This is a genomic window from Streptomyces sp. NPDC018610 (genome assembly GCF_044391765.1).
GTDB lineage: Bacteria > Actinomycetota > Actinomycetes > Streptomycetales > Streptomycetaceae > Streptomyces.
This window is the reverse complement of record NZ_JBISAL010000007.1, coordinates 449,676-474,482: the sequence shown is the minus strand read 5'-3', so window position 1 is coordinate 474,482 and position 24,807 is coordinate 449,676. Positions and strand designations below refer to the sequence as shown.

Here is a 24,807-nt window from a genome sequence, read left to right as displayed (position 1 = left end):
ATGGTACTGCAGGGGGGACCCTGTGGGAGAGTAGGACACCGCCGAACAAATTTTAGGGAAAACCCCGCACCTCACGGTGCGGGGTTTTCTGCGTTCCGGGTGTTTTCCGGGTCGATTAGGGTCGGGCCATGCGCTACGACCTCATCATCTTCGACAACGACGGTGTCCTCGTCGACAGCGAGCCGATCTCCAACCGGCTGCTGGCCTCCTACCTCACCGAGCTGGGGCATCCCACCTCCTACGAGGACTCCATCCGTGACTACATGGGGTCCGCGATGCACCGGGTCCACGACCTCGTCCTGGAGCGCACGGGGCAGCGGCTGCCCGAGGACTTCGACGACGTCTTCCACGCCCGCGTCTTCGCCGCCTTCCAGCGGGAGCTGCGGCCGGTTCCCGGTATCGCCGGCGTCCTGGAGAAGCTGACGGCCGACGGCACGCCGTACTGCGTGGCCTCCTCGTCGAGCCACGAGCGGATCCGGGTGGGGCACCGGACGACGGGACTGGACCCCTGGTTCGACGACGCCCGGATCTTCTCCGCGCAGGACGTCGGGCGGGGCAAGCCGGCGCCGGACCTGTTCCTCCACGCCGCCGAGCGGATGGGTGTCACGCCCGACCGGTGCGTGGTCGTGGAGGACTCCGTACTCGGCGTCCAGGCCGCCCTGGCGGCCGGGATGGACGTGTGCGGCTTCACCGCCATGACGCCCGCCGACCGTCTCGCGGGTGCCACTCAACTCTTCTCCGACATGGGCGAGTTGGCTGACCTGCTGGTATGAGCTCCGGCATGACCGGGGCCACCGGCGGGGCACTGACATTTGTCATGCGGAGCTCCGGACGATCGTTTCTACTGCCGGACCCCGCCCAGCGGCGAAGCTGAGGGCATGACGAAGAACACGGGGAACCAGAGCCACGGCGACCAGCGGAACCCGAGGGTGCTGGACCACTTCAGGCCGCTGATCCTGGACGTGGCGGTGCCGCTCGGCTCGTACTACGTCGTCAAGGACGGCTTCGGGACGAGCACCTTCGCCGCGCTGGCCTGGAGCAGCGCGGTGCCCGCGGCGCGGACCGTGTGGAGCCTGGTCAAGGAGCGACGGACCAACGCCCTGGCCGGCCTCATCCTGGTCGTCAACGTCGTCTCGCTGCTGCTGAGCTTCGTCTCCGGGGACCCGCGGCTGATGCTGGCCAAGGACAGCGGCGTCAGCAGCGCGGTCGCCATCGGCATCCTGGTCTCCGTGGCGCTCGGGAAGCCGATGATGACCGCGGGGATGAAGCCCTTCCTGGTGAAGGGCGACGCCGCCAAGGAGGCCGCCTGGCAGCGGCTGGTGTCCGGGACGGCGGCCCGCTCGGTGGCCTTCCGGAGCAAGGAGCGCGTGTTCTCCGCCGTCTGGGGAGTGGCGCTGCTGACCGAGTGCGTGGCGCGCGTCGTCGGCGCGTACACCCTCCCCGTGGACACGATGGTCTGGCTCGGCACGGTCATGATGCTCGGCGCGATGGCCGTCGCGTTCTTGGGCAGCGGAGCGCTGGCGGTCGTACCCATGGAGCGCATGCTGGACGCCGAGGTCGAGGCCGCCGGGGCCGAGGCCGAGAGCGGCAGCACCCGGCGGCCCGCGGTCGCCGTCGCCGCCTGAGAGTCTCCGAGATCCCTGCGACGCCGCCAAAGCGCCAGTAACACCCGGGGAGAGACCGGGAGGAGCCGGGAGGCGCGCGGGACGCCCGGCTCCTCCCTCCGCTCCTCGCCTCCACCTCGATGAACCGCGAAGCTGAAGGAAATTCACCTTCGCCGGAATCTACCCACAGGTAGTCCGGGGCCCTACGCTCGCCGCCATGACAGAAGTGCTGCGGCGCGGTAGGGCCTCCTTGGCGTTCTCCTTCTTCGCGCAGGGCGCCGTGTTCGCACTGCTCGTGACGCGCATCCCCGCCATCCAGGACCGTTACGGGATGTCCGACGCCGTGCTGCCGGTCTTCCTGGCCGCCGTGCCGATCCTCGCCGGCGCCGGCAGCGTCACGACCGAGCACCTGGTGCGGCGCATACGGCCCAGCCGGGTGCTGCGCTGGTCGCAGCCCGCCGCCATGCTGGCCCTGGTCGCGGTCGGGGCCGGGGACGGGATCGCCGTCCTCGCGGCCGCGCTCGCGGCGTTCGGACTGGCCGTGGGCGCGCTGGACGCCTCGATGAACATGCTCGGCGTGAGCCTGCAGCGGGCCTACGGCCGCAGCATCATGCTCAGCTTCCACGCCGCCTACAGCCTCGGCGGCATCATGGGCGCCTCACTGGCCTGGGCGGGGGCGCACTGGCACCTGGCGCTGTGGGTGTCCTACCTCCCGGTGGTGGCGGTGCTGCTGCCGGCGGTGTTCGTCGGGAGCCGGTGGTACGTCGACGCGGCCGGGGCGGAGAAGACCGGCGAGGCGGGTGGGGCCGGTACGGACGGCGCCGGGTCCGGTGCCGGGGCCGTCGTGTTCAAGGCGCTGCTGCCGCTGTGCCTGGTGATGACGTTCGCGTACATCGGTGACTCGACGGTCTCCAACTGGAGCGCCAAGTACCTCCAGGACACGCTGGGCAGCTCCGAGCAGCTGGCGACCGTGCCGTACAACGTCTACATGGTCACCACGCTGCTGGGGCGGGCCATCGGCGACGTGGGGGTGCGGCGGTTCGGGGCGGTGGCGGTCGTCCGGCTGGGCTCGCTGGTGGCGGCGCTCGGGTTCGCGGTGGTGGCGGCCGCGCCGGGGGCCTGGGTCGGGATGCTCGGCTTCACCCTGCTGGGGCTGGGGCTGTGCGTGCTGGTGCCGCAGACCTTCGCCGCGGCGGGCAGGCTGTTCCCGGGGTCCTCCGACGCGGCGATCGCGCGGCTGAACGTCTTCAACTACGTGGGTTTCCTGGTCGGTTCGCCGCTCGTGGGGGCGCTCGGCGACGCGTGGAGCTACCGCGGGGCGATGCTGGTGCCGATGGTGTTGGTGCTGGTGACGTTGGCGTACGCCAGGTCGTTCGCGCCGCGGGCGGACCGATACGGTGGCGGGCATGAGCGGCCGCGCACAGCTGATGTGGGACGAGGCAGTAACGGGGTATGACTTCGGGCCGGACCATCCGATGGACCCGGTCCGCCTCGCCCTGACCCGGAAACTGGTCGGCGCCCTCGGGCTCGACCGGGACGTGCCCCTGGTCGCGGCCCGGCCGGCCGGGGAGTCGACGCTGCGGCTGGTCCACCGGGAGGACTACATCGAGGCGGTCAAGGCCGCGTCGGCGGACCCCGGGGCGGCCGACGGAGCGTACGGGCTCGGGACGCTGGACGATCCCGCCTTCGCCGGGATGCACGAGGTCTCCGCGCTGATCGCGGGGCAGTCGGTCGGCGCCGCGGAGGCCGTGTGGCGCGGGGACGTGCTGCACGCGGTCAACTTCACCGGCGGGCTGCACCACGCGATGCCGGGCTCGGCGTCCGGGTTCTGCGTCTACAACGACGCGGCGCTGGCGATCGCGCGGCTGCTCGAACTCGGCGCCGAGCGGGTGGCGTACGTCGACGTCGACGTGCACCACGGAGACGGCGTGCAGGCGGCGTTCTGGGAGGACCCGCGGGTGCTCACGATCTCGCTGCACGAGCATCCGCGGACGCTGTTCCCGCAGACCGGCTGGCCGCAGGAGACGGGGGCGGAGTCGGCGGAGGGCTCGGCGGTGAACGTCGCGCTGCCGGCCGGGACCGGGGACGCGGGGTGGCTGCGGGCGTTCCACGCGGTGGTGCCGGAACTGCTCGCGGACTTCCGGCCGCAGGTGCTGGTGACGCAGCACGGGGCCGACACGCACTTCGAGGACCCGCTGGCGCACCTCGCGGTGTCGCTGGACGCGCAGCGGGCGGTGCAGGTCGCCTGCCACGAGCTGGCGCACGAGCACGCGGAGGGCCGGTGGGTGGCGCTCGGCGGGGGCGGTTACGCGGTGGTGGAGGTCGTCCCGCGGTCCTGGACGCACCTGGTGGGGATCGCGGCGGGGCGGCCGGTGCCGCCGGAGACGGTGATCCCGGAGAGCTGGCGGCAGGAAGTGTACGCGCGGACACGGCAGTTGGGTCCGATGCGGATGACGGACGGGCGGTGGCCGGTCTCCTGGTCCGAGTGGGAGGCGGGCTACGACCCGGCCGACCGGCTGGACCAGGCGATCCTGGCCACCCGCCGCGCCGCGTTCCCGCTGCGCGGCCTGCTGGCGTGACGGTGTGGTCGCCGGCCGTGCGACGGCCTGACGGTGGGGCCGCCTGACCGCGCGACGGCCCCACAGCGCGCCCGCGTGAGGGCCTGGCCCCCTGCTCCTGGCGGTGTGGCCGCCCGGCCGCCGACGGTCCCACAGCCCGCCCCCGTGACAGCCTGACCGCCGACCGCATCGGGCCTTGTCACGTGGCCCTTACGCCGACCGTGCGGTGTTTTCCCGTTCGAGCCCCGCGCGCGGGCGCCGTCCGTCAGCATCGCACCCGTGTTGAGCACCACCGCCCTGCGCGAGCACCTGCTCGCCGCCCGGCTGGCCGGGACCGTGGCCACGACCCGGGAGGCGAGCCTGCGCAGCTACCGGCTGTTCGCGGCCCGGGACCCCCGCGCGCTGATCGGTATCGATCCCGAACGGGAATGGAGACAGCCGGATCTGATCGAACTGATGGCGGAGAAGTGCGGGGTTTCGGCCGACCCGAGACACACCTTCGGCCATGATGTGATTGACCCGGAGCTGACCCTGGCCGCCCTGGGGGCGTTCGCGGACCGGCTCCGCGCGGTCGCCCGGCGCGGCGCACCGGTGCTCCTGGGCACCGGGCACCCGCACCGGCTGCTGGGTTTCTACGCCGCTCTGGCGGACGCCTTGTCGGCGGCGGGATGTGCTGTCCTCACCCCCGCGCAGGGTCGCTGTGTCGACATATTGACCCAGTTCGGTCTACGCACCCACCGCCTCGAGTACGTACGGGGCGTCGGGCTGGTGCGGCCCTCCGGGGCCGAACGCCCCGGTTGTGAGCCCGGCGCACACACCCACTCGCCGCTGCCCGTCCGGCTCGCCCTCGACGCGGCCGTCGACGCCGGCGGGTCGCTGCCCGAGCTGGTGATCGGAGATCACGGATGGGTCTGCGGTGCAGGTCAGCTGGGGTTCGAGGCCATGGGGCCGGCCGACACGGACGACCCCGCGTTGTTCGTGGGACAGGCGGAGGGGCGCGTGTCCGTCGTCGTCCCGCTCGACGACGCCGTACGGGCCGCCTACTACCGCCCGCTCATCCGCTACGTACTCAATCGAGCGTGTCTGTCACAGTAGGCCGCCGATGGGTGCACCTCTTCCCCACTCGCATCACCCGCCCCTACATTGGGGAGTGAGCACGCAGCGACGAAGAGTCACCGGAAGGGGAAGCCGGTGGCCGTCGAGTGCGGAAGGTGCAGGTGTGTCATGGCTGCAGCTGGCGAGAGGCCTCTCAACGAGGTTCAGTTCCTCACCGTGGCGGAAGTCGCCTCGGTGATGCGAGTGTCGAAGATGACCGTGTACCGGCTGGTGCACAGCGGTCATCTGCCCGCGATCCGGGTGGGGCGGTCCTTCCGCGTCCCGGAGCAAGCGGTTCACGAGTACCTTCGCGAGAGCTATGTGGGGGTGGAAACCGCCTGACGACGGCCGGCGGGGACCCGTGCGGGGCAGTACGCCCAGTCCAGGGCGGTGCCGGGTCCCTCCGGGCGCCTCGATTAACGGCCTCAGCACTCGGGCGGGTAGGCTAGCCCCTCGTAGGTCGTGTGGGCCCATGGCGCCCAAACACCGAGTGATGAGAAGTGAGCGAGGGTAGTCGTGGGCTCTGTTATCAAGAAGCGGCGCAAGCGGATGGCCAAGAAGAAGCACCGCAAGCTGCTGAAGCGCACCCGCGTCCAGCGTCGCAACAAGAAGTAGTGACGCCGGTCGCCACGCATTAGTGCGCGACATCGCGAGAGCGTGTGCGCAGCCCCTCACCGGAATCCGGTGGGGGGCTGCGCTTTTTTCGGCTCTTTCGGCCGTGCCGGGGCCGTCACGTCCCGCAGTCGGCGGTCATCACAGCGCAACATGGAACCGATAGGTTGGCGGCACACGGGGAACGCGGCAGTGACCGGGCGCCGTGAACCGGACCCCGCGGACCGGGTGCCGGAACCAGGTGCGGAAGGAAGGCGCTGATCTTGGGACAGGTCGTGCTCGTGACCGGAGTGGCCCGCCGGCTGGCCGGCCGGTTCGTCCGGCGGATCCAGCGTGATCCGCAGGTGGACCGGGTCGTCGCCGTGGACGTGGTCCCGCCCGAGCACCATCTCGGCGGCGCGGACTTCGTCCAGGCGGACATCCGCCATCCCACCATCGCGCGGGTCCTCGCCGAGACGGGCGCCGACACGGTCGTCCACATGGACGTGACCGGCACCGCCCTGGGCGGCGGCAGCCGGGCCACGGTCAAGGAGACCAACGTCATCGGCACCATGCAGCTGCTCGGCGCCTGCCAGAAGTCCCCGAGCGTGAAGCGGCTGGTGGTGAAGTCCTCCACCAACGTCTACGGCTCCGCGCCCCGGGACCCGGCGGTCTTCACCGAGACCACCCCGGCCAAGTCCCTGCCCAGCGGCGGCTTCGCCAAGGACACGGTCGAGGTCGAGGGCTACGTACGGGGCTTCGCGCGGCGGCGGCCGGACGTGGCCGTGTGCGTCCTGCGGTTCGCCAACATCCTGGGTCCCACGGTGGACACGCCGCTCGCCTCCTACTTCTCGCTGCCGGTCCTGCCGTCGGTGTTCGGCTACGACCCGCGGCTGCAGTTCGCGCACGAGGACGACGTGATCGAGGTGCTGCGGATCGCCTCCCACGAGGCCCGGCGCGGCACGCTCAACAGCGGCACGTTCAACATCGCCGGGGACGGCGTGCTGCTGCTGTCCCAGTGCGCCAGGCGGCTGGGCCGCCCCACGGTGCCGCTGCTGCTGCCGGCGGTCACCTGGGCGGGCTCGCTGGTGCGTACGCTGGGGATGACGGACTTCTCGCCGGAGCAGATCCGGCTGCTCACCCACGGCAGGGTGGTGGCCACGGACGAGATGCGCGAGACGCTGGGCTTCGTGCCCCGGTACACGACCGCGGAGACCTTCGCGGACTTCGCCCGCAGCCGCGGCCCCGGACTGCTGCCGCCGGAGGCCCTGGCGGGGGCCGTCGACCGGATCACCGCGCTGACCCACCGGGCCAGTGGCCACCTTTCGACGCAGAGCGCCAACTGAGGAGCGCAGCAACGATGGCGGACGCCAAGGTCATTCCGTTCGACGACGACCGGTCCCGCGGGGGCGCGGGACAACGGCCGGCGCGGCGCCGTAGCACGGGCGGCCGGCGCCCCGCCGCGCCCGGCGGCGAGCCCGCGGCGGTCCGCGAGGTGCAGCCGCTGCAGGCACTGACCGCGGCACGGGAGGACGAGGATCCGGTGACCACTGCCGACAGCTCCGGCGAGCGGCCGCCGACCGGGCCCCGGGAGAGCGACGGCACGGAATCCGCGGGCGGGCCGGGCAGCGGCCTGGAGCGGCGCATCGCGAGCGGCCTGTCGTTCCTGCGCCGCCGCATCACGGGTCAGTACGACGTCGACGACTTCGGTTACGACGCCGAACTGACCGACCAGGTCCTGATGTCCCTGCTGCGCCCGGTGTACGAGAAATACTTCCGGGTCGATGTGAAGGGCGTCGAGAACATCCCGAAGGAGGGCGGCGCGCTGATCGTCGCCAACCACTCGGGGACGCTGCCGCTGGACGGCCTGATGATGCAGGTCGCCGTCCACGACCACCATCCGGCCGGGCGGCATCTGCGGCTCCTCGCGGCCGACCTGGTGTTCGTGCTGCCGGTGGTCAACGAGCTGGCCCGCAAGCTCGGTCACACCCTCGCCTGCGCGGAGGACGCCGAACGGCTGCTCGGGCAGGGCGAGCTGGTCGGAGTGATGCCGGAGGGCTTCAAGGGCATCGGCAAGCCCTTCGGTGATCGCTACAAGCTGCAACGTTTCGGCAGGGGTGGTTTCGTGTCCACCGCGCTGCGCCAGGGCGTGCCGATCGTGCCGTGCTCGATCGTCGGCGCGGAGGAGATCTACCCGATGATCGGCAACGCCAAGACCCTGGCGCGGCTGCTCGGCATCCCGTACTTCCCGCTGACGCCGACCTTCCCCTGGCTGGGCCCGCTGGGCATGGTCCCGCTGCCGACGAAGTGGACGATCCAGTTCGGCGAGCCGATCCCGACGGACGGCTACCCGCCGGAGGCGGCGGAGGACCCGATGCTGATGTTCAACCTGACCGACCAGGTCCGCGAGCAGATCCAGCACACCCTGTACAAGCTGCTGGTGCAGCGCAGGTCGGTGTTCTTCTGAGGCGGGCGCCGCTTCGGTCGTCCGGGCGGCCGTCGGCGCGTGCGCGCGTACGGCGCTGTGGGCGCCCTCGTCGACGGAGGGCGCCCACAGCGCCGTCATGCTGCCTCAGGCCTTTCGCACCGGCTGCCTAGTCGGCGTCCTCGCCCTCGATGCCGAGGCCTGGCAGGAGGCCCGGGAGGAGGGGCGGGATCGTCACGTCGGGCCCGGTGGCGGGCGACTTGCCGGGGGTCGGCGAGGTGCTGCCGCTGGGCGTCGGCGGGTCGAGCAGGCCGCCGGCGGCGCCGCCGATCAGCCCGGTGCCGTTCTCGGAGCCGGAGCCGGACGACGCGCTGGGGCTGCCGCTGCCGGAGCGGTGACCGCTGGACGGCGTACCGCCGCCGGTGCTGGGCGTGGCCGTCCGGCCGGGGCGGGTGGAGTGCGCGGAGGCGCTCGGCCCGGTGCCGTGCCGCTTGCCGTCGCCGCCGCCGGTGGCCGTGGGCTCGGGCAGCAGCGACTGGAGCGGGGCGACCTCTTCGTCTATGGCGGCGAACACCGACGACACCTGGTCGCCGACGTCGACCAGCTGCACGGGCAGCCTCTCCCGCAGGGCGCCCCAGGCCTCGCGGTGGGAGCGGGAGAAGGTGGAGAGGGCCTGGATGGGGCCCAGGGAGTCGGGGTCGCGCTCGTAGGCCTCGTGGAGCAGGCGGTGGCCCTCGGCCGCGTCGTGCCGCATCCCGGACAGGGTGCGGCGGATCTCTGCGACGTCCTCGTGGTCGAGGTGGCCGCCGCGGTCGCGTTCCATCAGCCGGCGGGCCTCGCCGAGACGGGTGCCGGCCAGGTCCAGATAGGCCTGGCCCTGCTCGTCGGCGCCGTCGGTCAGGTAGTTGAGCCTGAAGTCCTCGATGCCGCGCTTGAGGCCGTACAGCGAGTCACCGGGGAGGGCGTCGGAGCTGGCGGCCGCCACCCCGCCGAACGCTCCCGCGGCCACCCCGACGCTGAGCCCGCCCGCGGCCAGGCCCTTCGCCAGCCGTGTGCGCGGCCGCAGTTTCCCCAGGCCGCTCGCCCGGTGGGCGCCGTGGCCCCGGTGGGAGCGCTGCCCGGGCAGCGCGGAAAGGTCCCTCGCCTCGCCCGCGGCGGTGCCCTCCTGGAGCATGGCCTCCATCGCGGCCACCAGTCGGGCCCGCTGGGCGACCTTGACCTCGGGATCCAGCCCGGGCCGCGGCAGCGCGTCGAGACCGGTGGCGAGGGCCAGGAGCCGGCCCTGCTCGGTCCCATCCGCCGCCGGGTCCGGAGCCGGTCCCTCGGACCGCTCGGCCGCCGTGCCCTGGTCGGACAGCTCCTCCAGGGCCTGGGCGAAGGCGTTCGCCCGCCGGTGCGCCGATACGTTCGCGATCACTGGCGGCACCTCCTCTCGTCATGACGGTCGACTCCCCAGGGGTCCTGAGGGTTGCACGCCCGCGACCGCCGCCACCCGGACGGGTGATCAGCGTGGGCCAAGGCGTGACCGCAGGGAGCCTCTATCCCGCACAACGAGCGGCTCGGCACTTCGGTTACGGACCCCCGGGGATCGGATCGAGAAGTCAACGTACGCCGAAGACAGGCGAGTTGACGGACGCCCGGCCGGGAGGGTCAGCGGGCGTCCTCCGGGAGGAGCCGGGCGAGGGTGCGCACGGCCCGGTACTGGAGGGTCTTGATGGCGCCCTCGTTCTTGCCCATCACCCGGGCGGTCTCGGCGACCGAGAGGCCTTGCAGGAAGCGGAGCGTGACGCACTCCTGCTGCTGCGGGTTGAGACGGCGGACGGCGTCGAGGAGGGCGGCGTTGGACAGGGACTCCAGGACGGAGTCCTCCGGGGAGCGCTCGACCTCGTTGGCGTCGAGCATCTCGCCGGTGGTGACCTCCAGCCGGAAGCGGCTGGACTTGAAGTGGTCGGCGACCAGGTTGCGGGCGATGGTGACCAGCCAGGCGCCGAAGTCGCGGCCCTGCCAGGTGAAGGTCCCGATGCGGCGCAGGGCGCGCAGAAAGGTCTCGCTGGTCAGGTCCTCGGCCGTCGCCTTGCCGCCGACCCGGTAGTAGACGTACCGGTACACCGTGTCGCTGTACTGGTCGTAGAGGCGGCCGAAGGCCTCGGCCTCGCCGGCCTGGGCGCGCTCGACCAGCTCCATCATCCGGGCGCTGTCGCTGTCCGCGGCCGGCCGCCGTACCGCGGCGCCCCCGGCCGGGCGCCCGCGCCGCCCGCCGGCCCGCCCGTCACCGGTCCGCCGCCCTTCGACGACGGCGCTGCGCGCGGGCCCCTGCTCCATGCCGTCGGCCAGCGCGTAGCACGGGCCTACGGGCGCGGCGGCGGCGAAGGCGGGACCGGCGTACGCGGTGGGGACAAGACCACGCAGCAGCTCCAGGACCGTAGCGCGGAGCGTAGCCAGGCCCGAGGCGTCAACCCCGACGTGTGGGTACACGGGACTCCCAGAGGCAGAGCTTCATTCACGTGCAGTGCGGAACCGTTCACCCGTCGTGGCGACGGAGAGATACCGGTTTGCGTCTGAGGAGAATAACGCTTCGTGCAGGGGCTGCTACACCGAGTTGCTCAAATCATCGATTACGTCGTATCTGTAACCGGTTGACGCCCGATCAGGTGCCTATGAGTGACCGTTTGCTGATCGATTCGGTCCGGCTTCGGTATGAGTCGCGGACGTGTTGTGGCGATGTACCGCCAAGGGGAGTGGCGGGGGCGCCGGGTGGGTACATTCGCTCGTCCGATCGGAATCAGGCCGGGGCGTACGAATGTGACCGAAGTGGCGCCTGATTGTCCGTGAGGCGACCGGGGCGCCGGCGCCCGGGTCTCCCGGTGGGGCGCCGGCGGTGCCTCACCGGCGTCGTCGGTGCAGCGCGATGGCCGCGGCGGTGCCGCCGGCGACCGCGCCGACGCCGGCCGCCGCGGGGATGCCGACCTTCGCGGCCTTGCGGCCCGTGCGGTAGTCGCGCAGGCGCCAGTCCATCTCGCGGGCGTGCCGGCGCAGCTTGGCGTCGGGGTTGATGGCGTAGGGGTGGCCGACCAGCGACAGCATGGGGATGTCGTTGTGGGAGTCGCTGTAGGCGGCGCAGCGCGAGAGGTCCAGGCCCTCCGCCGCGGCGAGGGCGCGGACCGCCTCCGCCTTGGCGGGACCGTGCAGCGGTTCGCCGACGAGGCGGCCGGTGTAGACGCCGGCGACGGACTCGGCGACCGTGCCGAGCGCGCCGGTCAGGCCGAGGCGGCGGGCGATGACCTGGGCGATCTCGACGGGCGCGGCGGTCACGAGCCACACCTTCTGTCCGGCGTCGAGGTGGGCCTGGGCCAGCGCGCGGGTGCCCGGCCAGATCCGCTCGGCCATGTACTCGTCGTAGATCTCCTCGCCGATCGACTTCAGCTCCGAGACCCGGTGGCCCTTCACGATGGACAGCGCCGAGTCGCGGGCGTTCTGCATGTGCTCGGGGTCCTCGACGCCGGCCAGCCGGAACCAGGCCTGCTGCCAGGCGAACCGGGCGAGGTCGCGGGTCTCGAAGAACTTCCGTTTGTACAGCCCCCGGCCGAAGTGGAACAGGGCGGCGCCCTGCATGACGGTGTTGTCCAGGTCGAAGAAGGCGGCGGCGCGGTCGTCCCCGTGCACCGGGAACTCGGCCTCCTCCTGCGGGGGCGGCGCCGCCTCCTGCGAGGACTTGCGCGCGGCCTCCGCCGAGGCCTCGCCTGCCAACACGCTCCGCGCCGTGGCGGAGCGCCTACGGGGGGTGAGCCATCCGAGAGCGGCCATGGCGTGAGCATAGCCAGTCCGTTCGGAGGTTCCGGAGCCGCGAGGTACGGAGGGCGTGAACTCCGCGCGACATGTGGTCCGCCGCCGGGGTGCGCGCGGGCCGTGGCGGAGGCCCGGACGGGCGACAATGGCCGCCATGAGTCCCCTCTTCCGCCGCAAGGGCCCCGCGCCCCAGGACCGGCTGGTCACCCTCGTCCGCAAGCCCGGCTGTCATCTGTGCGACGACGCGCAGGCCGTCGTCGAGAAGGTGTGCGCCGAACTCGGCGTGCCCTGGGAGCAGAAGGACATCACCGAGGACCGGGAGCTGCACGACCGTTACTGGGAGCAGATCCCGGTCGTCCTGATCGACGGCGAGCAGCACACGTTCTGGCGGGTGAACGAGGAGCGGCTGCGCGGGGCGCTGACCGGCTGACCGCCGGCCGGCCCGGGGTACGCCCGCTGATCAAGACTGACCGGTGAGTACAAACTGACCGAAATTCGCTTAGGATCGACGGCGACTTGGTCTCGGGGGCGGGGATCGTAGAGGAGCGTGTGCGGTTTTGCCCCCAACAAAGAAGGAACGCGGGCGCGAGTGCGCCGGTTCCACGACAGAGCGCCGGGGGCGCGTGACCCCGGTCACGTTGGCCGGGCAAATCGGACACCATCTTTGTGCACGCGTTCACAAAGACATAGCCTGCATTCGACGGGGCGGTCCGGGGACGTATGACCGCCCGAAGCCCCGCTCTACCCGCAGGAGCACCGTGGCAACTGGCCGAACTCACCGACCGGCGACCCGTAGCCGAGGAATTCCCGAGGCCACCGTCGCCCGCCTTCCGCTGTACCTCCGAGCCCTGACCGCACTGTCGGAGCGCTCGGTGCCCACGGTCTCCTCCGAGGAGCTCGCGGCCGCGGCGGGGGTCAACTCCGCGAAACTGCGCAAGGACTTCTCCTACCTCGGTTCCTACGGGACCCGGGGTGTGGGCTACGACGTCGAGTATCTCGTGTACCAGATCTCCCGCGAACTGGGCCTGACCCAGGACTGGCCGGTTGTGATCGTCGGTATCGGCAACCTCGGCGCCGCCCTCGCCAACTACGGCGGCTTCGCCTCCCGCGGTTTCCGGGTCGCCGCCCTCATCGACGCCGACCCGGCGATGGCCGGCAAGCCCGTCGCCGGCATCCCCGTCCAGCACACCGACGACCTGGAGCGGATCATCCAGGACAACGGCGTGTCGATCGGCGTGATCGCGACCCCCGCGGGCGCCGCCCAGCAGGTCTGCGACCGGCTCGTCGCCGCCGGCGTCACCTCCATCCTCAACTTCGCGCCGACCGTGCTGAACGTGCCCGACGGCGTCGACGTGCGCAAGGTCGACCTCTCCATCGAGCTGCAGATCCTCGCCTTCCACGAGCAGCGCAAGGCCGGCGAGGAGGCCGCCGCCGACGGCGCGCTGCCCGCCGCCGGCACCGCCCGCAAGGCGTCCGCCGACCAGGGACCCGACGGGGACGTGCCCGCCGTGATGCCGGCATGAGCCTCCTCGTCGTCGGACTGAGCCACCGCAGCGCCCCGGTCAGCGTCCTGGAACGCGCCTCGCTGAACGAGGACGACCGGAACAAGCTGCTGCAGGACACCGTGGCCGCGGAGCCCGCCACCGAGGCCGCCGTCCTCGCCACCTGCAACCGCATCGAGCTGTACGCCGACGTGGACAAGTTCCACGCCGGTGTCGCCGAGCTGTCCACGCTGCTCGCCCAGCACAGCGGGGTCGGCCTGGAGGAGCTCACTCCCTATCTCTATGTGCACTACGAGGACCGGGCCGTCCACCACCTCTTCTCGGTGGCCTGCGGACTGGACTCGATGGTCGTCGGCGAGGGCCAGATCCTCGGCCAGATAAAGGACTCCCTGGCCCGCGCGCAGGAACTGCACACCGCCGGCCGGCTGCTGAACGACCTGTTCCAGCAGGCCCTCAGGGTGGGCAAGCGCGCCCACTCGGAGACCGGCATCGACCGCGCCGGGCAGTCCCTGGTCACCTTCGGCCTGGAGCAGCTGTCCCGGGGCGCCGACGTCGAGGCCTGGGCGCACGGCAAGAAGGCCCTGGTCATCGGCGCGGGCTCCATGTCCTCGCTGGCCGCGGCCACGCTGGCGCGCGCCGGGGTCGGCGAGATCGTGATCGCCAACCGCACCATGGAGCGCGCCGAGCGACTCGCGCGGATCCTCACCGAGGGCGACGACACGCACGTGGCGGCCCGCGCGGTACCGATGGACGCGGTGCCGGCCGAGCTGACACGTGCAGACGTCGCCGTCTCCTGCACCGGAGCGACCGGCCTCGTGCTGACCGCCGAGACGATCGCCGCCGCCGTCGAGGGCCGCACCGGCGCGCCCGCCGCCGTGGCCGAGCCCGGCTCGGAGGCGTCCGGGGACGGCCGTACGCAGGCGAAGGCCGCGCGCGGCGACGTACGCGAGACGCCCCTGCCGCCGGCCACCGTCGGTGAGGACGGCTGCCCGCTGGACCTGGCCACCGTGGAGCCCGGCTTCTCCCTGCTGGGCGAGTCCGCGGTCGCCGGCATCGACGCTGCCGCGCTGGAGCAGCACGGCACATGGGTCGAGGGAGGCACCTCCCTGCTCGAGCGGAGGCGAGAGCTCGGGGGAGGGACGGCGGACCGCCGGGACGGGGCCGGGCGCGGGGTGGAGGCCGACGCGGAGCTGATCACCGCGCTCGCGGCGACCGCCGCCACCGTCGGCCGCATCCCCGAGCGCCGCAAGCCGGAGCCGGCGCCCGTGGCGCCGCGCCCCGAGCCGGCCCTCTTCGTCCTCGACCTGGCGATGCCGCGCGACGTCGACGCGGCCGTGCACCGGCTGGCCGGGGCGCGCCTGGTGGACATCGAGTCGCTGGCCGCGGCCTCCGCGGACGCCCCGATGGCCTCCGACGTCGACCAGGTCCGCGGGATCGTCGCCGACGAGGTCGCGGCCTTCGGCGCGGCGCAGCGGGCGGCGCACATCACGCCCACCGTGGTCGCCCTGCGCACCATGGCCGCCGACGTCGTCAGCAACGAGATCGCCCGCCTGGAGGGCCGGCTGCCCGGCCTCGACGACAAGCACCGGGCGGAGATCACCCAGACCGTGCGGCGGGTCGTGGACAAACTGCTGCACGCGCCGACCGTCAGGGTCAAGCAGCTCGCGGCCGAGCCCGGCGGCGCCGGGTACGCGGACGCGCTGCGCACCCTGTTCGACCTCGACCCGGAGACGGTGGCCTCCGTCTCCCGGGCCGCGAACGGTGCCGTCGGCACCGGGGACAACGACGACTTCGACAAGAACGGCAAGAACCGAGGGCCAGCATGAGTGAGAAGGCACTGAGGCTCGGGACCAGGCGGAGCAAGCTCGCCATGGCCCAGTCCGGGCAGGTGGCGGACGCCGTGAGCCAGGTGACCGGACGGCCTGTCGAGCTCGTCGAGATCACCACCTACGGCGACACCTCCCGTGAGCACCTGGCACAGATCGGCGGCACGGGCGTGTTCGTCGCGGCGCTGCGTGAGGCGCTGGCCCGGGGCGAGGTGGACTTCGCGGTTCACTCGCTGAAGGACCTCCCCACCGCGCAGCCCGACGAGCTCGTCCTGGCCGCCATACCCGAGCGCGAGGACCCGCGCGACGTGCTCGTCGCCCGGGACGCGCTGAAGTTCGCCGACCTGCCGCGCGGCGCTCGCGTCGGCACCGGCTCGCCGCGCCGCATGGCCCAGCTGAACGCGTACGCCCGCGCCCACGGCCTGGACATCGAGACGGTCCCGATACGGGGCAACGTCGACACCCGCATCGGGTTCGTGCACAGCGGCGAACTGGACGCGGTGGTCCTGGCGGCGGCCGGCCTGAACCGGATCGGCCGCAGCGACGAAGTGACCGACTTCCTGTCGGTCGACACGGTTCTGCCCGCCCCCGGCCAGGGGGCCCTGGCGATCGAGTGCGCCGCCGCCAACGCGGACCTCGTCGCCGCGCTCGCCGAACTCGACGACCCGCACACGCGGGCCGCCGTGACGGCCGAGCGTTCCCTGCTCGCCGCCCTGGAGGCCGGTTGCAGCGCCCCTGTGGGCGCGTTGGCCGACCTTCCCCCTCTCTCGGCTCCGTTCGAGCGGGGGGACGTCCAGGCCGACGGGCAGACGACTGTCAAGGAAATGCGCCTGCGCGGCGTCGTCGGCACGACCGACGGCTCCACGCTGGTGCAGTTGTCCACCACCGGTCCCGTACCCCGGACGCACGAGGAGGCGGTGGCGTTCGGTCGCGAACTCGCCACCGAGATGCTCGCCCGGGGCGCGGCCGGTCTGATGGGGGAGCGAGCACTTTGAGCCCCACCACCCTTCCCGCCGGTCCGGAACACGGGCACGTCACCTTCCTCGGTGCCGGACCCGGAGATCCGGGACTGCTGACCCTGCGCGCCGTGGAGGCGCTGGCGAACGCGGACGTCCTCGTCGCCGAGCACGAGGTGCTCGACGTCGTACGCACGCACGCACGAGCCGGCGTCGCCGTCGTGCACACGGATCCGGATCCCTCGTCGAACCCGGTTCCGGGCACGGGCACGCCTCAGCTCACGGTCGTTGACGGCAAGTCAGCAACCGTTGGTGTCCCCGTGGTACGGGATGCCGCACATCTTGTCATGGAGGCCGCGCGGAGCGGCAGGCGGGTCGTGCGTGCGGTGACCGGTGACCCGGGGCTGGACACGGACGCCGCCGCCGAGATGCTCGCGTGCGCCGCGGCCGGTGTCCCCTTCGAGGTGGTCCCCGGCATCGCCAGCGCCGTCGGCGTGCCCGCGTACGCCGGTGTGCCGCTGCGGGACGCCGAGGGCACCGACGTACGGTTCGTCGACGCCCGTACGGCCTCGGGCCGCTGCTGGACCGAGGTCGGCGCCTCCGACGGCACCGTCGTGGTCTCCACGACGCTGGACGCGGTGGCCGCCGCGGCCGGTGAACTGGTGTCGGCCGGCCGTAAGCCGGACACCCCGATGACGGTCACCGTCGCCGGCACGACCACCCGTCAGCGCACCTGGTCCGCCACCCTCGGGACGGTCGCCCAGACGCTGAAGCAGGCCAAGGTGCTGCCGTCCCCGGACGGCGGCCGGCCGGTGATAGCCGTGGTCGGCGAGCGCAGCGCCGCCGCGCAGCGCGACCAGCTCTCGTGGTTCGAGTCCAAGCCGCTGTTCGGCTGGAAGGTCCTCGTGCCGCGCACCAAGGAGCAGGCCGCGTCGCTCTCCGACCAGCTGCGGTCCTACGGCGCCGTACCGCACGAGGTGCCCACGATCGCCGTGGAGCCGCCGCGCACGCCCCAGCAGATGGAGCGCGCGGTCAAGGGCCTGGTGACCGGCCGCTACGAGTGGATCGCGTTCACCAGCGTCAACGCCGTCAAGGCGGTCCGCGAGAAGTTCGAGGAGTACGGCCTCGACGCGCGCGCCTTCGCGGGCATCAAGGTCGCGGCGGTGGGCGAGCAGACCGCCAGGGCGCTGATCGCCTTCGGCGTGAAGCCGGACCTGGTGCCGAGCGGCGAGCAGTCGGCCGCCGGTCTGCTGGAGGACTGGCCGCCCTACGACCCGGTCTTCGACCCGATCGACCGCGTCTTCCTGCCGCGCGCCGACATCGCCACGGAGACCCTGGTCGCCGGGCTGATCGAGCTGGGCTGGGAGGTCGACGACGTCACGGCCTACCGCACCGTCCGCGCCTCGCCGCCCCCGGCGGAGACCCGCGAGGCGATCAAGGGCGGCGGCTTCGACGCCGTGCTCTTCACCTCGTCCTCCACGGTCCGCAACCTGGTCGGCATCGCGGGCAAGCCGCACAACGTGACGGTGATCGCCTGCATCGGCCCGGCCACCGCGAAGACGGCGGAGGAGCACGGCCTGCGGGTGGACGTGATGGCCCCCGAGCCGTCGGTCCACAAGCTCGCCGAGGCCCTGGCCGACTTCGGCCTGCGCCGCCGCGCCGCCGCCCTGGAGGCCGGCGACCCGGTGACCCGCCCGAGCGAACGCCGCCCGGGCGCGCGGAGGCGTCGCTCGACGACCTGACACCCGGCCGTCGTCCCGCCGACCGACCGTACGGCGCGGCCCGCACCCGTGAACCCGGGCGCGGGCCGCGGGCGTTGGCTCAGTGACCGGCGGCGTACGGCAGGAAGCCCGCCCAGGCGGTGGGGGTGAGGGCGAGGCGGGGGCCGGCGGGGTTCTTGGAGTCGCGGACGAGGACGTGGTCGGGGAGGGGGGCCACCTCGACGCAGTCGGGACCATCGGCCGTGCTGTAGCTGCTTTTTATCCACTCCACCTTGGCGTCGGCTACAGATGCCTTGAGCGTCATGTCGTTGTCTCTCCCAGTACTTTCTCGACGAAGGCCAACGAGTCCCGGGGGCTGAGAGCCTGAGCGCGGAGGGCTCCGTAGCGGATGTCGAGGACCGTTGTCTCCTTGGGATCCGTCATTACCCGGCTGCTGAGCGGTGCTTCGCTGAACGCGACCGTGGTCCCGTCCTTGAGTCTGAGGAGCCTGAACGAACCGTCGGTCCCCGAGTTCTCCTCCCGGTCAAGGGGGAGGACTTGGAGGTCCACGATGCGCTGGTGTCCCACCTCCAACAGCCGTTCGAGTTGCTGTCGCATCACCATCCTGCCCCCCATGGGCCTGCGAAGCGTCGACTCGCACTGAACGAAGCTGAACACACGCCGCCCCGTCAAAGGGTCGAGGATCTCCTGGCGCGCCATGCGCGCTGTGACGTGTTGCTCCACTTCTTCCTCTGTGAAGCCTGGTCGACGAGCGTTGAAGACTGCCCGTGCGTACTCCTCGGTCTGCAACAACCCGTGGATCACGGAGTTGTTGTACGCGCAGAGTTCGACCGCCTCCGCCTCCAGCTTCTTCAGGTCCCGTACCTTCTTCGGGTACCGGGCCTCCTCCACGTCCTTCTTCATCGTGGCGACGCGGCCACCCGCCCCCAGCACCTCGTCCGCCCGGTCCAGGTACTCCGGTCGCGGAATGCGCCGCCCCCGCTCCACCGCGGAGACCTGTTCCTCGCTGTAGCCGATGGCCGTGCCGAACTCGGCCTGGGTGCGGCCGCTCGCCTGCCGCCACAGCTTCAGCTGCCGGCCGACCATGCGCATCACGGCCCCGGCCTCCTCGTCGTCCGGCCCCGCTTCCCACTCGCCCATGTCCGTCGCCCTCCCGTCGCGCGCCCTTCCCCGGTTCAACTCCGGGCGTCCGCGCCCGGTCACCCGGACGGCCCGGACGGAACCGGACACGCCCCGGACAGACATCGGCCGCACGGGCGGGGCGGGAGCTTCAGGACCCGGGCACCCGGGCCGAGCGGGGGCGGCTGCGCAGGGCGGGCAGCCGGGCGAGGTCCTCGGGCTCGGCCAGGCTCTCGCCGAGGGCCAGGAGCGAGAGGAGCCGCACCGGGCGGCCGGCCGTGGCCGCGGCCTCCAGCTTGTGGTGGCCGTCGAGGAGGAAGTGCGTCAGACCCCAGTGGCGGTAGTGGTCGTCGGGCAGGCCGGCCGCGGGTTCGCAGACGTCCAGCGTCGAGACCGCCACCGCCGTCGGGACCGCTCCCCGGCCCATGTCCCGGACGTACTCCTCGACGCGCTCCCTCTCGTTCGACGTCGGCGGGACCATCGGCACGACGAACTCGTAGAGGTGGGCGGAGGCGTCGACCTCGGTCTCGAAGGTCCGGTAGTACGGCGTGTGCGGGTACTCCGGCAGCCCCCAGAACTGGTCGAGCCCCCAGGTGGCCACCTGCTCGTGGCTGAAGTAGTCGCCTTCCCGGCCGGGGACGACCAGACGGGGCTCCACGTGCAGCAGCACCGGAAGGTACGCGCCCTCCGGCAGCAACGCGGCGAACGCGTCGGCGACGCCGCCCTCGCCGGGGTCGGACAGCGACCCGGTGAGCCGCTCCCGCACCTTCTCCAGCGACAGCGTCTGCCGGGCGCTCGCCAGACGGCGGAACAGGAACGGGCAGGATCCGCACCAGAAGCTGAGCTCGAAGGCGGCCTCCCCGTCGACCGTGAGCAGCCTGCGCCCCGGCCCGCCCCCTGTCTCCTGCCGCTCCGCCTCGAACCGCAACCGCGCCTCGGACTTCGGCACCCCGAGCCTGCGCGGCCCGCCCGATCTGATCATCATGCGACAACCGTATGAGGGTCACGGTGCGCATTGCACCGCGTCGGTTCCGCCCGACCGGGGGTCTCAGGCGGGTTGCGGGGCGCGCGTCACCGGAGCGGCCGCGACCTTGCGGGTCTCGTGCATGATCAGCAGGCCGTTGACCACCATCAGTGTCGCGGTCAGGCCGTGGACGCCGAGCGCGGTGGCCACGGAGCCGTGGTGGGCCAGCACGTTGGCCATGTCCCCGTACGCGGCGAGGGCCTCCACCAGCATCACCGCGCCCAGCGCCCGGCGGTGACCTGCCACCAGCAGGACACCCAGTACCAGGGCCATGACGACGTCGCGGGTTCCCTTGACGATCAGGAAGCCGCCGCCGTCGCCGGACGGCCGGCTCGGCAGGCCGAAGCCCGGCGCCACCGTCTCCGGGCGCAGGATGAACTCCGACCCGAACCAGAGGATGAAGAGGACGAAGGCGGCGGCCAGGACGGTGTTGATCTTCTTCAGCGACATGGTTCTGCTCCTTGTGGGTGTCGGTCTCAGACGAGGGCGGTGACCAGGAAGGTGAAGGCGGCGACGATGACGGCGACGCGGACGTAGTGGTAGCGGTCCCAGCGGTTCATCTGCTCCTTCCAGTCCGCGGGCCGGTTCTCGGGGGTCCACGTCTTGCCGCGGTTGTTGATCGGGACGAGCAGCAGGAGCGACATGATCACGCTCACGATCAGCAGCGCGGCGGCGACGACGACGCGTCCGGCGCCGGGGCGGTCCCATCCGGCGACGGCCCAGACCGCGCTGAGGACGAGCGAGCCGATGTACCAGAAAGGCATGAGGGCGCCGAGCATCCGGCCCCCGTGGGCGCGGGCGAGCTGATCGCTGTCCTCGGGAAGGGCGTTGAAGATCCGGTTCATGACGAAGGCGACGGAGAACTCCACCCCCACCATCAGGCCGACGATCACGGTGGTGAACACCTCGAGTGCGTTGAACATGATGACCCCTCCTGGAATCTAGCGCTGCTAGATGACGAGGCAACGCTAGTACTGCTGCCGCTCGGTTGTCTAGCGGTGCTAGGATCGAAGTCATGTCAGTACAAGATCGCAAGCAGCGCGAACGGGCGGAGCGCGAGCGCCTCATCGTGGCGACGGCCCGCGAACTCGCCGAGCAGCAGGGCTGGGACATGGTCACGACCCGTCGGCTCGCCGAGCGCATCGAGTACAGCCAGCCGGTCCTCTACAGCCACTTCCGCGGTAAGCGGGAGATCATCGGCGCCGTCGCCCTGGAGGGCGCCGCCGAGCTGGCCGCGGCGGTGCGTGCCGCGACCTCCGCCGCGGACGGCCCACGCGAGCGAGTCGCCGCGCTCGCCCGCGCCTACCTCGACTTCGCCGCGCGCAACCCGGCGGTCTACGACGCCCTGTTCCAGCTCGACGGCGGCCTGTTGTACGCGCAGGAGGACACGCCGGAGCCGCTGAAGGACGCCTTCGCCGCGCTGCTGGAGAGCCTGGGCGAGGTCGCCGGGGACGGTGTCCCCCCGGGGCTGTTCACCGAGGTGTTCTGGGCGTCCCTGCACGGCCTCGCCACCCTGACCCGGGCGGGACGGTTGCTGCCGGAGGACGCCGCGCAGAGGGTGGAGCTGCTGGTGGACCGGCTCGCCGTGGTCTGACACACCGTCCCGGCGACCACGCCCGGTCCGCGGTCGCCGCTCTCAGGACGCCGGGCCCGCGAGCGTGGCCCGTCGCGGTCCTCGGCCGCGTCCCAACGGCGGCTGTGGAAACACGGCCGCCCAGGTGCGGCGGGCGCGGAGGCGGCGCTTCCGTGGGACGTCCGCCCACTGCGGCCCTGGATCCATGGCTGACGTGAGAGTGCCGCCGGGCGGAGCTCGGCTCCGGGCGGCGGCACGGGCTGTGTGGCCGTCGGCGCGGCCGTCTGCCGGGGACGGCCGCGCCGGACGCGGGATCAGACCAGTGTCGTGATGCAGAACGGGTGGCCGGCGGGGTCCAGGAGGACTCGCCAGCGGTCGTCGGGGGCGGGCTGGTGGGCGGGCTTGGTGGCGCCCAGGGAGAGGAGGCGCGCCTCGGCGGGGTCGAGGGCGTCGACGCCGATCTCGATGTGGGCCTGCTTCTCCTGGGCGGGGTCCGGCCAGGTCGGCCGGCGGTAGTCCGTCAGGCGGTTGAAGCCGAGGCCGGGCGCGCCGTCCTTGGCGAGGAAGACGAAGTCGTCACCGGCGAAGGCGACGGGCAGGTCGAGGGCCTCGCCGTAGAAGCGGGCCAGTTCGGCCGGGTCCGGGCAGTCGAAGGTGACCGCGGCGAACCGGAACGCGGGGGCGGACGCGGGGACTTCGGTGGTCGTGCTGTTCTCGGTGCTCATGGGGAGCACGCTAGGACGTGACCCGGACAGTTCCGGTCCTGGTCGTCGCGCGCTGTGGAAGACTCCCGGATGTGATCAGCGCGTCCGCCCGGCTGCTGCGGCTGCTCGCCGTCCTCGCCGCACGCCCGTCCTGGACCTGTGCCGAGCTGGCCGAGCGGACGGCGGTCACCGAGCGGACGGTGCGGCGCGACATCGCCAGGCTGCGGGAACTCGGGTACGTCGTCGACTCCGAGCCCGGGCCCTGGGGCGGGTACCGGCTGCGGGCCGGCGGACGGGTGCCGCCGCTGATCCTGGACGACGAGGAGGCGCTCGCCGTGGCCGTCGGGCTGCGCGAGACGGCGCTGAGCGGCGCCGCCGGCGGGGACCAGGCCGCGCTGTCCGCCCTGCTGAAGCTGCGCCAGGTGCTGCCGCGACGGGTCGCCGACCGGCTGGCCGGGGTGGACGCCGCCTTCGTGCGCACGCCCCGCCCCGACGAGCCGCAGATCACGGCCGGGCTGCTGCTGGAACTGGCCGCCGCCTGCCGGGCCGGCGAACGGGCCCGGCTGTCCTACCGCGACGGGGAGGGCCGGGCCACCGTCCGCGACGTCGACCCGTACCGCCTCGTGCACACCGGACGCCGCTGGTACCTCGTCGCGCGGGACGTGACGCGCGGCCAGTGGCGCACGTTCCGTGCCGACCGGGTCGAGCGGATCCAGCTCACCGGGCAGCCGGCGGAGCTGACCGACCCGCCCGACCCGGCGCTGCTCGTCTCCCGCAACATCGCGACCGGCCCGTATCCGATGTACGCCACCGTGCGCCTCCCCGTCGGCCTGGACCAGGCGCTGCGGCTGGTCCCGTCGACCGTCGGCGCGCACCGCCCCGACGGCCCCGACGCCACCGTCGTCGACGTCGGCGGCCCCGACCCGGACGGGCTCGCCCGCTACCTGCTCAGCCTCGCCACGCCGCTGCGGGTCCTCGCGCCCGACTCCGTACGGCAGGCCCTCGAGCGCCGTACGCGCGCGCTTCTGGAGGCTCTGGAGGAGGGCGGGACGGAGGGGACCGGGGGCGGGGCGTGCGGAGCGGCGCCCGACTCGGAGTCGGCAAAGGCACCGGGTGGGCGGGCGTAGCGTAGAAGGCATGACGAAGTACGGATCCTTCCCCGGTACGCGTCCTCGTCGGCTGCGCACCACCCCCGCCATGCGCCGTATGGTCGCCGAGACCCGGCTGCACCCGGCGGACTTCATCCTTCCCGCGTTCGTGCGGGAGGGCGTGAGCGAGCCGGTGCCGGTCGCGGCGATGCCCGGGGTCGTGCAGCACACGCGGGACAGCCTGAAGAAGGCCGCGGCCGAGGCGGTGGCGGCCGGGATCTCCGGGATCATGCTCTTCGGCGTGCCCGAGGAGGCCAAGAAGGACGCCTTCGGCACCGCCGGGACCGACCCCGACGGGATCCTCCAGGTCGCGCTGCGCGACGTGCGCGCCGAGGTGGGCGACGAGCTGCTCGTCATGTCCGACCTGTGCCTGGACGAGTTCACCGACCACGGGCACTGCGGTGTGCTGGACGCCGCCGGGCGGGTCGACAACGACGCCACGCTGGAGCGGTACGCCGAGATGGCGCAGGTCCAGGCCGACGCCGGTGCGCACATCGTGGGCCCCAGCGGGATGATGGACGGGCAGATCGGCGTCATCCGCGACGCCCTCGACCAGATCGGCCGGGAGGACGTCGCCGTCCTCGCCTACACCGTGAAGTACTCGTCCGCCTTCTACGGGCCCTTCCGGGAGGCCGTCGGTTCCTCCCTCCAGGGCGACCGCAAGACCTACCAGCAGGACCCGGCCAACCTGCGCGAGTCGCTGCGCGAGCTGGAGCTGGACCTGGGGGAGGGCGCCGACATGGTGATGGTCAAGCCGGCCGGTCCCTACCTCGACGTCATCGCCAAGGTCGCCGACGCCGCGAACGTGCCCGTCGCCGCGTACCAGATCTCCGGCGAGTACTCGATGATCGAGGCCGCCGCCGAGAAGGGCTGGATCGACCGCGACCGCGCCATCCTGGAGGCCCTCACGGGCATCAAGCGGGCCGGGGCCGTGAACATCCTCACCTACTGGGCGGTCGAGGTCGCGCAGAAGCTGGGCTGAGCCGAGCCGTGACCGCAGGGCCCGTCGCCCGTCCCCAGCGACCTGGAGACGGACGACGGGCCCTCGTCGCGTACGCCCTGACCGTCGTCGCAGCCCGTGAGGGCGGAGGTCGCGGCGAGGACGAGCACCGTGGCGGCGAGCAGTCGGACGCGGACGGGGCGCGCGGGCATGGGTCCCCCTGTGGACGAGCGTG

At 72.5% G+C, this 24,807-nt stretch carries 27 protein-coding genes; 17 read left to right on the top strand and 10 right to left on the bottom strand.

Annotation, left to right across the window (positions count from 1 at the left end):
• Nucleotides 1-128 precede the first annotated feature (128 nt).
• The 9 genes from ACH5A8_RS20765 to ACH5A8_RS20725 all read left to right on the top strand — a co-directional run bounded on the left by ACH5A8_RS20765 (nucleotide 129) and on the right by ACH5A8_RS20725 (nucleotide 8,315).
• A complete protein-coding gene (locus ACH5A8_RS20765) occupies nucleotides 129-773 on the top strand; it encodes an HAD family hydrolase (RefSeq protein ID WP_399003928.1) in 645 nt (214 codons plus the stop codon).
• Between the two features lie 105 nt (nucleotides 774-878).
• Nucleotides 879-1,625, top strand: a complete 747-nt coding sequence (locus ACH5A8_RS20760) for a VC0807 family protein (protein ID WP_399003926.1) — start codon at nucleotides 879-881, stop codon at nucleotides 1,623-1,625.
• A gap of 196 nt (nucleotides 1,626-1,821) precedes the next feature.
• Nucleotides 1,822-3,060 (top strand): MFS transporter, encoded by a 1,239-nt coding sequence (locus tag ACH5A8_RS20755; RefSeq protein WP_399003924.1) that lies wholly within the window; start codon nucleotides 1,822-1,824, stop codon nucleotides 3,058-3,060.
• Entirely contained in the window at nucleotides 3,011-4,183 is a 1,173-nt protein-coding gene (locus tag ACH5A8_RS20750; protein WP_399003922.1) for an acetoin utilization protein AcuC, read from the top strand. Before ACH5A8_RS20755 ends, ACH5A8_RS20750 begins: the two co-directional genes overlap by 50 nt.
• Before the next feature lie 258 nt (nucleotides 4,184-4,441).
• Nucleotides 4,442-5,257: a phosphatase gene (locus ACH5A8_RS20745; RefSeq protein ID WP_399003920.1), complete on the top strand. Its 816-nt coding sequence runs from the start codon at nucleotides 4,442-4,444 to the stop codon at nucleotides 5,255-5,257.
• Between the two features lie 129 nt (nucleotides 5,258-5,386).
• Nucleotides 5,387-5,599, top strand: coding sequence for a helix-turn-helix domain-containing protein (locus ACH5A8_RS20740; protein ID WP_004984898.1), 213 nt, complete (start codon nucleotides 5,387-5,389; stop codon nucleotides 5,597-5,599).
• A gap of 174 nt (nucleotides 5,600-5,773) precedes the next feature.
• On the top strand, nucleotides 5,774-5,872 hold the full coding sequence (locus tag ACH5A8_RS20735) for a 30S ribosomal protein bS22 (RefSeq protein WP_003948845.1): 99 nt from the start codon (nucleotides 5,774-5,776) through the stop codon (nucleotides 5,870-5,872).
• 260 nt (nucleotides 5,873-6,132) lie between these two features.
• Nucleotides 6,133-7,194, top strand: a complete 1,062-nt coding sequence (locus tag ACH5A8_RS20730; protein ID WP_399003918.1) for an NAD-dependent epimerase/dehydratase family protein — start codon at nucleotides 6,133-6,135, stop codon at nucleotides 7,192-7,194.
• 14 nt (nucleotides 7,195-7,208) lie between these two features.
• The gene (locus ACH5A8_RS20725; RefSeq protein ID WP_399003916.1) at nucleotides 7,209-8,315 is read left to right on the top strand and encodes a lysophospholipid acyltransferase family protein; all 1,107 of its coding nucleotides are present in this window, start codon (nucleotides 7,209-7,211) and stop codon (nucleotides 8,313-8,315) included.
• A 127-nt stretch (nucleotides 8,316-8,442) separates the two neighbouring features.
• Here ACH5A8_RS20725 and ACH5A8_RS20720 read toward each other — a convergent pair whose 3' ends face one another.
• From ACH5A8_RS20720 to ACH5A8_RS20710, 3 genes are all read right to left on the bottom strand, one after another.
• A complete protein-coding gene (locus ACH5A8_RS20720) occupies nucleotides 8,443-9,690 on the bottom strand; it encodes a DUF5667 domain-containing protein (protein WP_399003914.1) in 1,248 nt (415 codons plus the stop codon).
• Between the two features lie 233 nt (nucleotides 9,691-9,923).
• The gene (locus ACH5A8_RS20715; protein ID WP_399003913.1) at nucleotides 9,924-10,748 is read right to left on the bottom strand and encodes an ECF subfamily RNA polymerase sigma factor, BldN family; all 825 of its coding nucleotides are present in this window, start codon (nucleotides 10,746-10,748) and stop codon (nucleotides 9,924-9,926) included.
• A gap of 408 nt (nucleotides 10,749-11,156) precedes the next feature.
• Complete coding sequence (locus tag ACH5A8_RS20710; protein ID WP_399003911.1) at nucleotides 11,157-12,077, bottom strand: HAD family hydrolase; 921 nt, start codon at nucleotides 12,075-12,077, stop codon at nucleotides 11,157-11,159.
• Nucleotides 12,078-12,213: 136 nt separating this feature from the next.
• On the opposite strand from ACH5A8_RS20710, the gene ACH5A8_RS20705 reads away from it, so the two are divergent.
• The 5 genes from ACH5A8_RS20705 to ACH5A8_RS20685 all read left to right on the top strand — a co-directional run bounded on the left by ACH5A8_RS20705 (nucleotide 12,214) and on the right by ACH5A8_RS20685 (nucleotide 18,085).
• Nucleotides 12,214-12,489, top strand: a complete 276-nt coding sequence (locus tag ACH5A8_RS20705; RefSeq protein WP_399003909.1) for a glutaredoxin family protein — start codon at nucleotides 12,214-12,216, stop codon at nucleotides 12,487-12,489.
• A gap of 328 nt (nucleotides 12,490-12,817) precedes the next feature.
• Nucleotides 12,818-13,582, top strand: a complete 765-nt coding sequence (locus ACH5A8_RS20700; protein WP_399003907.1) for a redox-sensing transcriptional repressor Rex — start codon at nucleotides 12,818-12,820, stop codon at nucleotides 13,580-13,582.
• Entirely contained in the window at nucleotides 13,579-15,387 is a 1,809-nt protein-coding gene (locus ACH5A8_RS20695; RefSeq protein ID WP_399003905.1) for a glutamyl-tRNA reductase, read from the top strand. The genes ACH5A8_RS20700 and ACH5A8_RS20695 overlap by 4 nt, the downstream gene beginning before the upstream one ends.
• Nucleotides 15,384-16,382, top strand: a complete 999-nt coding sequence (hemC, locus tag ACH5A8_RS20690; RefSeq protein ID WP_399003903.1) for a hydroxymethylbilane synthase — start codon at nucleotides 15,384-15,386, stop codon at nucleotides 16,380-16,382. The genes ACH5A8_RS20695 and hemC overlap by 4 nt, the downstream gene beginning before the upstream one ends.
• Nucleotides 16,379-18,085 carry a uroporphyrinogen-III synthase gene (locus ACH5A8_RS20685; RefSeq protein ID WP_399003901.1) on the top strand — a complete coding sequence of 569 codons (1,707 nt, stop codon included), beginning with the start codon at nucleotides 16,379-16,381 and terminating at the stop codon, nucleotides 18,083-18,085. The genes hemC and ACH5A8_RS20685 overlap by 4 nt, the downstream gene beginning before the upstream one ends.
• A 79-nt stretch (nucleotides 18,086-18,164) precedes the next feature.
• Here the strand turns inward: ACH5A8_RS20685 and ACH5A8_RS20680 are convergent, their stop codons facing one another.
• The 5 genes from ACH5A8_RS20680 to ACH5A8_RS20660 form a co-directional block, all read right to left on the bottom strand.
• Entirely contained in the window at nucleotides 18,165-18,368 is a 204-nt protein-coding gene (locus tag ACH5A8_RS20680; protein ID WP_399003900.1) for a DUF397 domain-containing protein, read from the bottom strand.
• Nucleotides 18,365-19,204 carry a helix-turn-helix domain-containing protein gene (locus ACH5A8_RS20675; RefSeq protein WP_399003899.1) on the bottom strand — a complete coding sequence of 280 codons (840 nt, stop codon included), beginning with the start codon at nucleotides 19,202-19,204 and terminating at the stop codon, nucleotides 18,365-18,367. Before ACH5A8_RS20675 ends, ACH5A8_RS20680 begins: the two co-directional genes overlap by 4 nt.
• Before the next feature lie 130 nt (nucleotides 19,205-19,334).
• Nucleotides 19,335-20,168 (bottom strand): hypothetical protein, encoded by an 834-nt coding sequence (locus tag ACH5A8_RS20670; protein WP_399003898.1) that lies wholly within the window; start codon nucleotides 20,166-20,168, stop codon nucleotides 19,335-19,337.
• 63 nt (nucleotides 20,169-20,231) lie between these two features.
• The gene (locus ACH5A8_RS20665) at nucleotides 20,232-20,657 is read right to left on the bottom strand and encodes a DUF4267 domain-containing protein (protein ID WP_399003896.1); all 426 of its coding nucleotides are present in this window, start codon (nucleotides 20,655-20,657) and stop codon (nucleotides 20,232-20,234) included.
• A gap of 26 nt (nucleotides 20,658-20,683) precedes the next feature.
• A complete protein-coding gene (locus tag ACH5A8_RS20660) occupies nucleotides 20,684-21,130 on the bottom strand; it encodes an anthrone oxygenase family protein (RefSeq protein WP_399003894.1) in 447 nt (148 codons plus the stop codon).
• A gap of 92 nt (nucleotides 21,131-21,222) precedes the next feature.
• Here ACH5A8_RS20660 and ACH5A8_RS20655 point away from each other — a divergent pair, with 92 nt between their 5' ends.
• Nucleotides 21,223-21,801, top strand: a complete 579-nt coding sequence (locus tag ACH5A8_RS20655; protein ID WP_399003892.1) for a TetR/AcrR family transcriptional regulator — start codon at nucleotides 21,223-21,225, stop codon at nucleotides 21,799-21,801.
• A 293-nt stretch (nucleotides 21,802-22,094) separates the two neighbouring features.
• Here the strand turns inward: ACH5A8_RS20655 and ACH5A8_RS20650 are convergent, their stop codons facing one another.
• Entirely contained in the window at nucleotides 22,095-22,505 is a 411-nt protein-coding gene (locus tag ACH5A8_RS20650) for a VOC family protein (protein ID WP_399003890.1), read from the bottom strand.
• 71 nt (nucleotides 22,506-22,576) lie between these two features.
• Here ACH5A8_RS20650 and ACH5A8_RS20645 point away from each other — a divergent pair, with 71 nt between their 5' ends.
• Nucleotides 22,577-23,611 carry a helix-turn-helix transcriptional regulator gene (locus ACH5A8_RS20645; RefSeq protein ID WP_399003888.1) on the top strand — a complete coding sequence of 345 codons (1,035 nt, stop codon included), beginning with the start codon at nucleotides 22,577-22,579 and terminating at the stop codon, nucleotides 23,609-23,611.
• Nucleotides 23,612-23,621: 10 nt separating this feature from the next.
• Nucleotides 23,622-24,614 (top strand): porphobilinogen synthase, encoded by a 993-nt coding sequence (gene hemB, locus ACH5A8_RS20640; RefSeq protein WP_399003886.1) that lies wholly within the window; start codon nucleotides 23,622-23,624, stop codon nucleotides 24,612-24,614.
• On the opposite strand, the gene ACH5A8_RS20635 is transcribed toward hemB, so the two are convergent.
• Complete coding sequence (locus ACH5A8_RS20635) at nucleotides 24,578-24,784, bottom strand: hypothetical protein (RefSeq protein WP_399003885.1); 207 nt, start codon at nucleotides 24,782-24,784, stop codon at nucleotides 24,578-24,580. The genes hemB and ACH5A8_RS20635 overlap by 37 nt on opposite strands.
• Nucleotides 24,785-24,807: the final 23 nt, after the last annotated feature.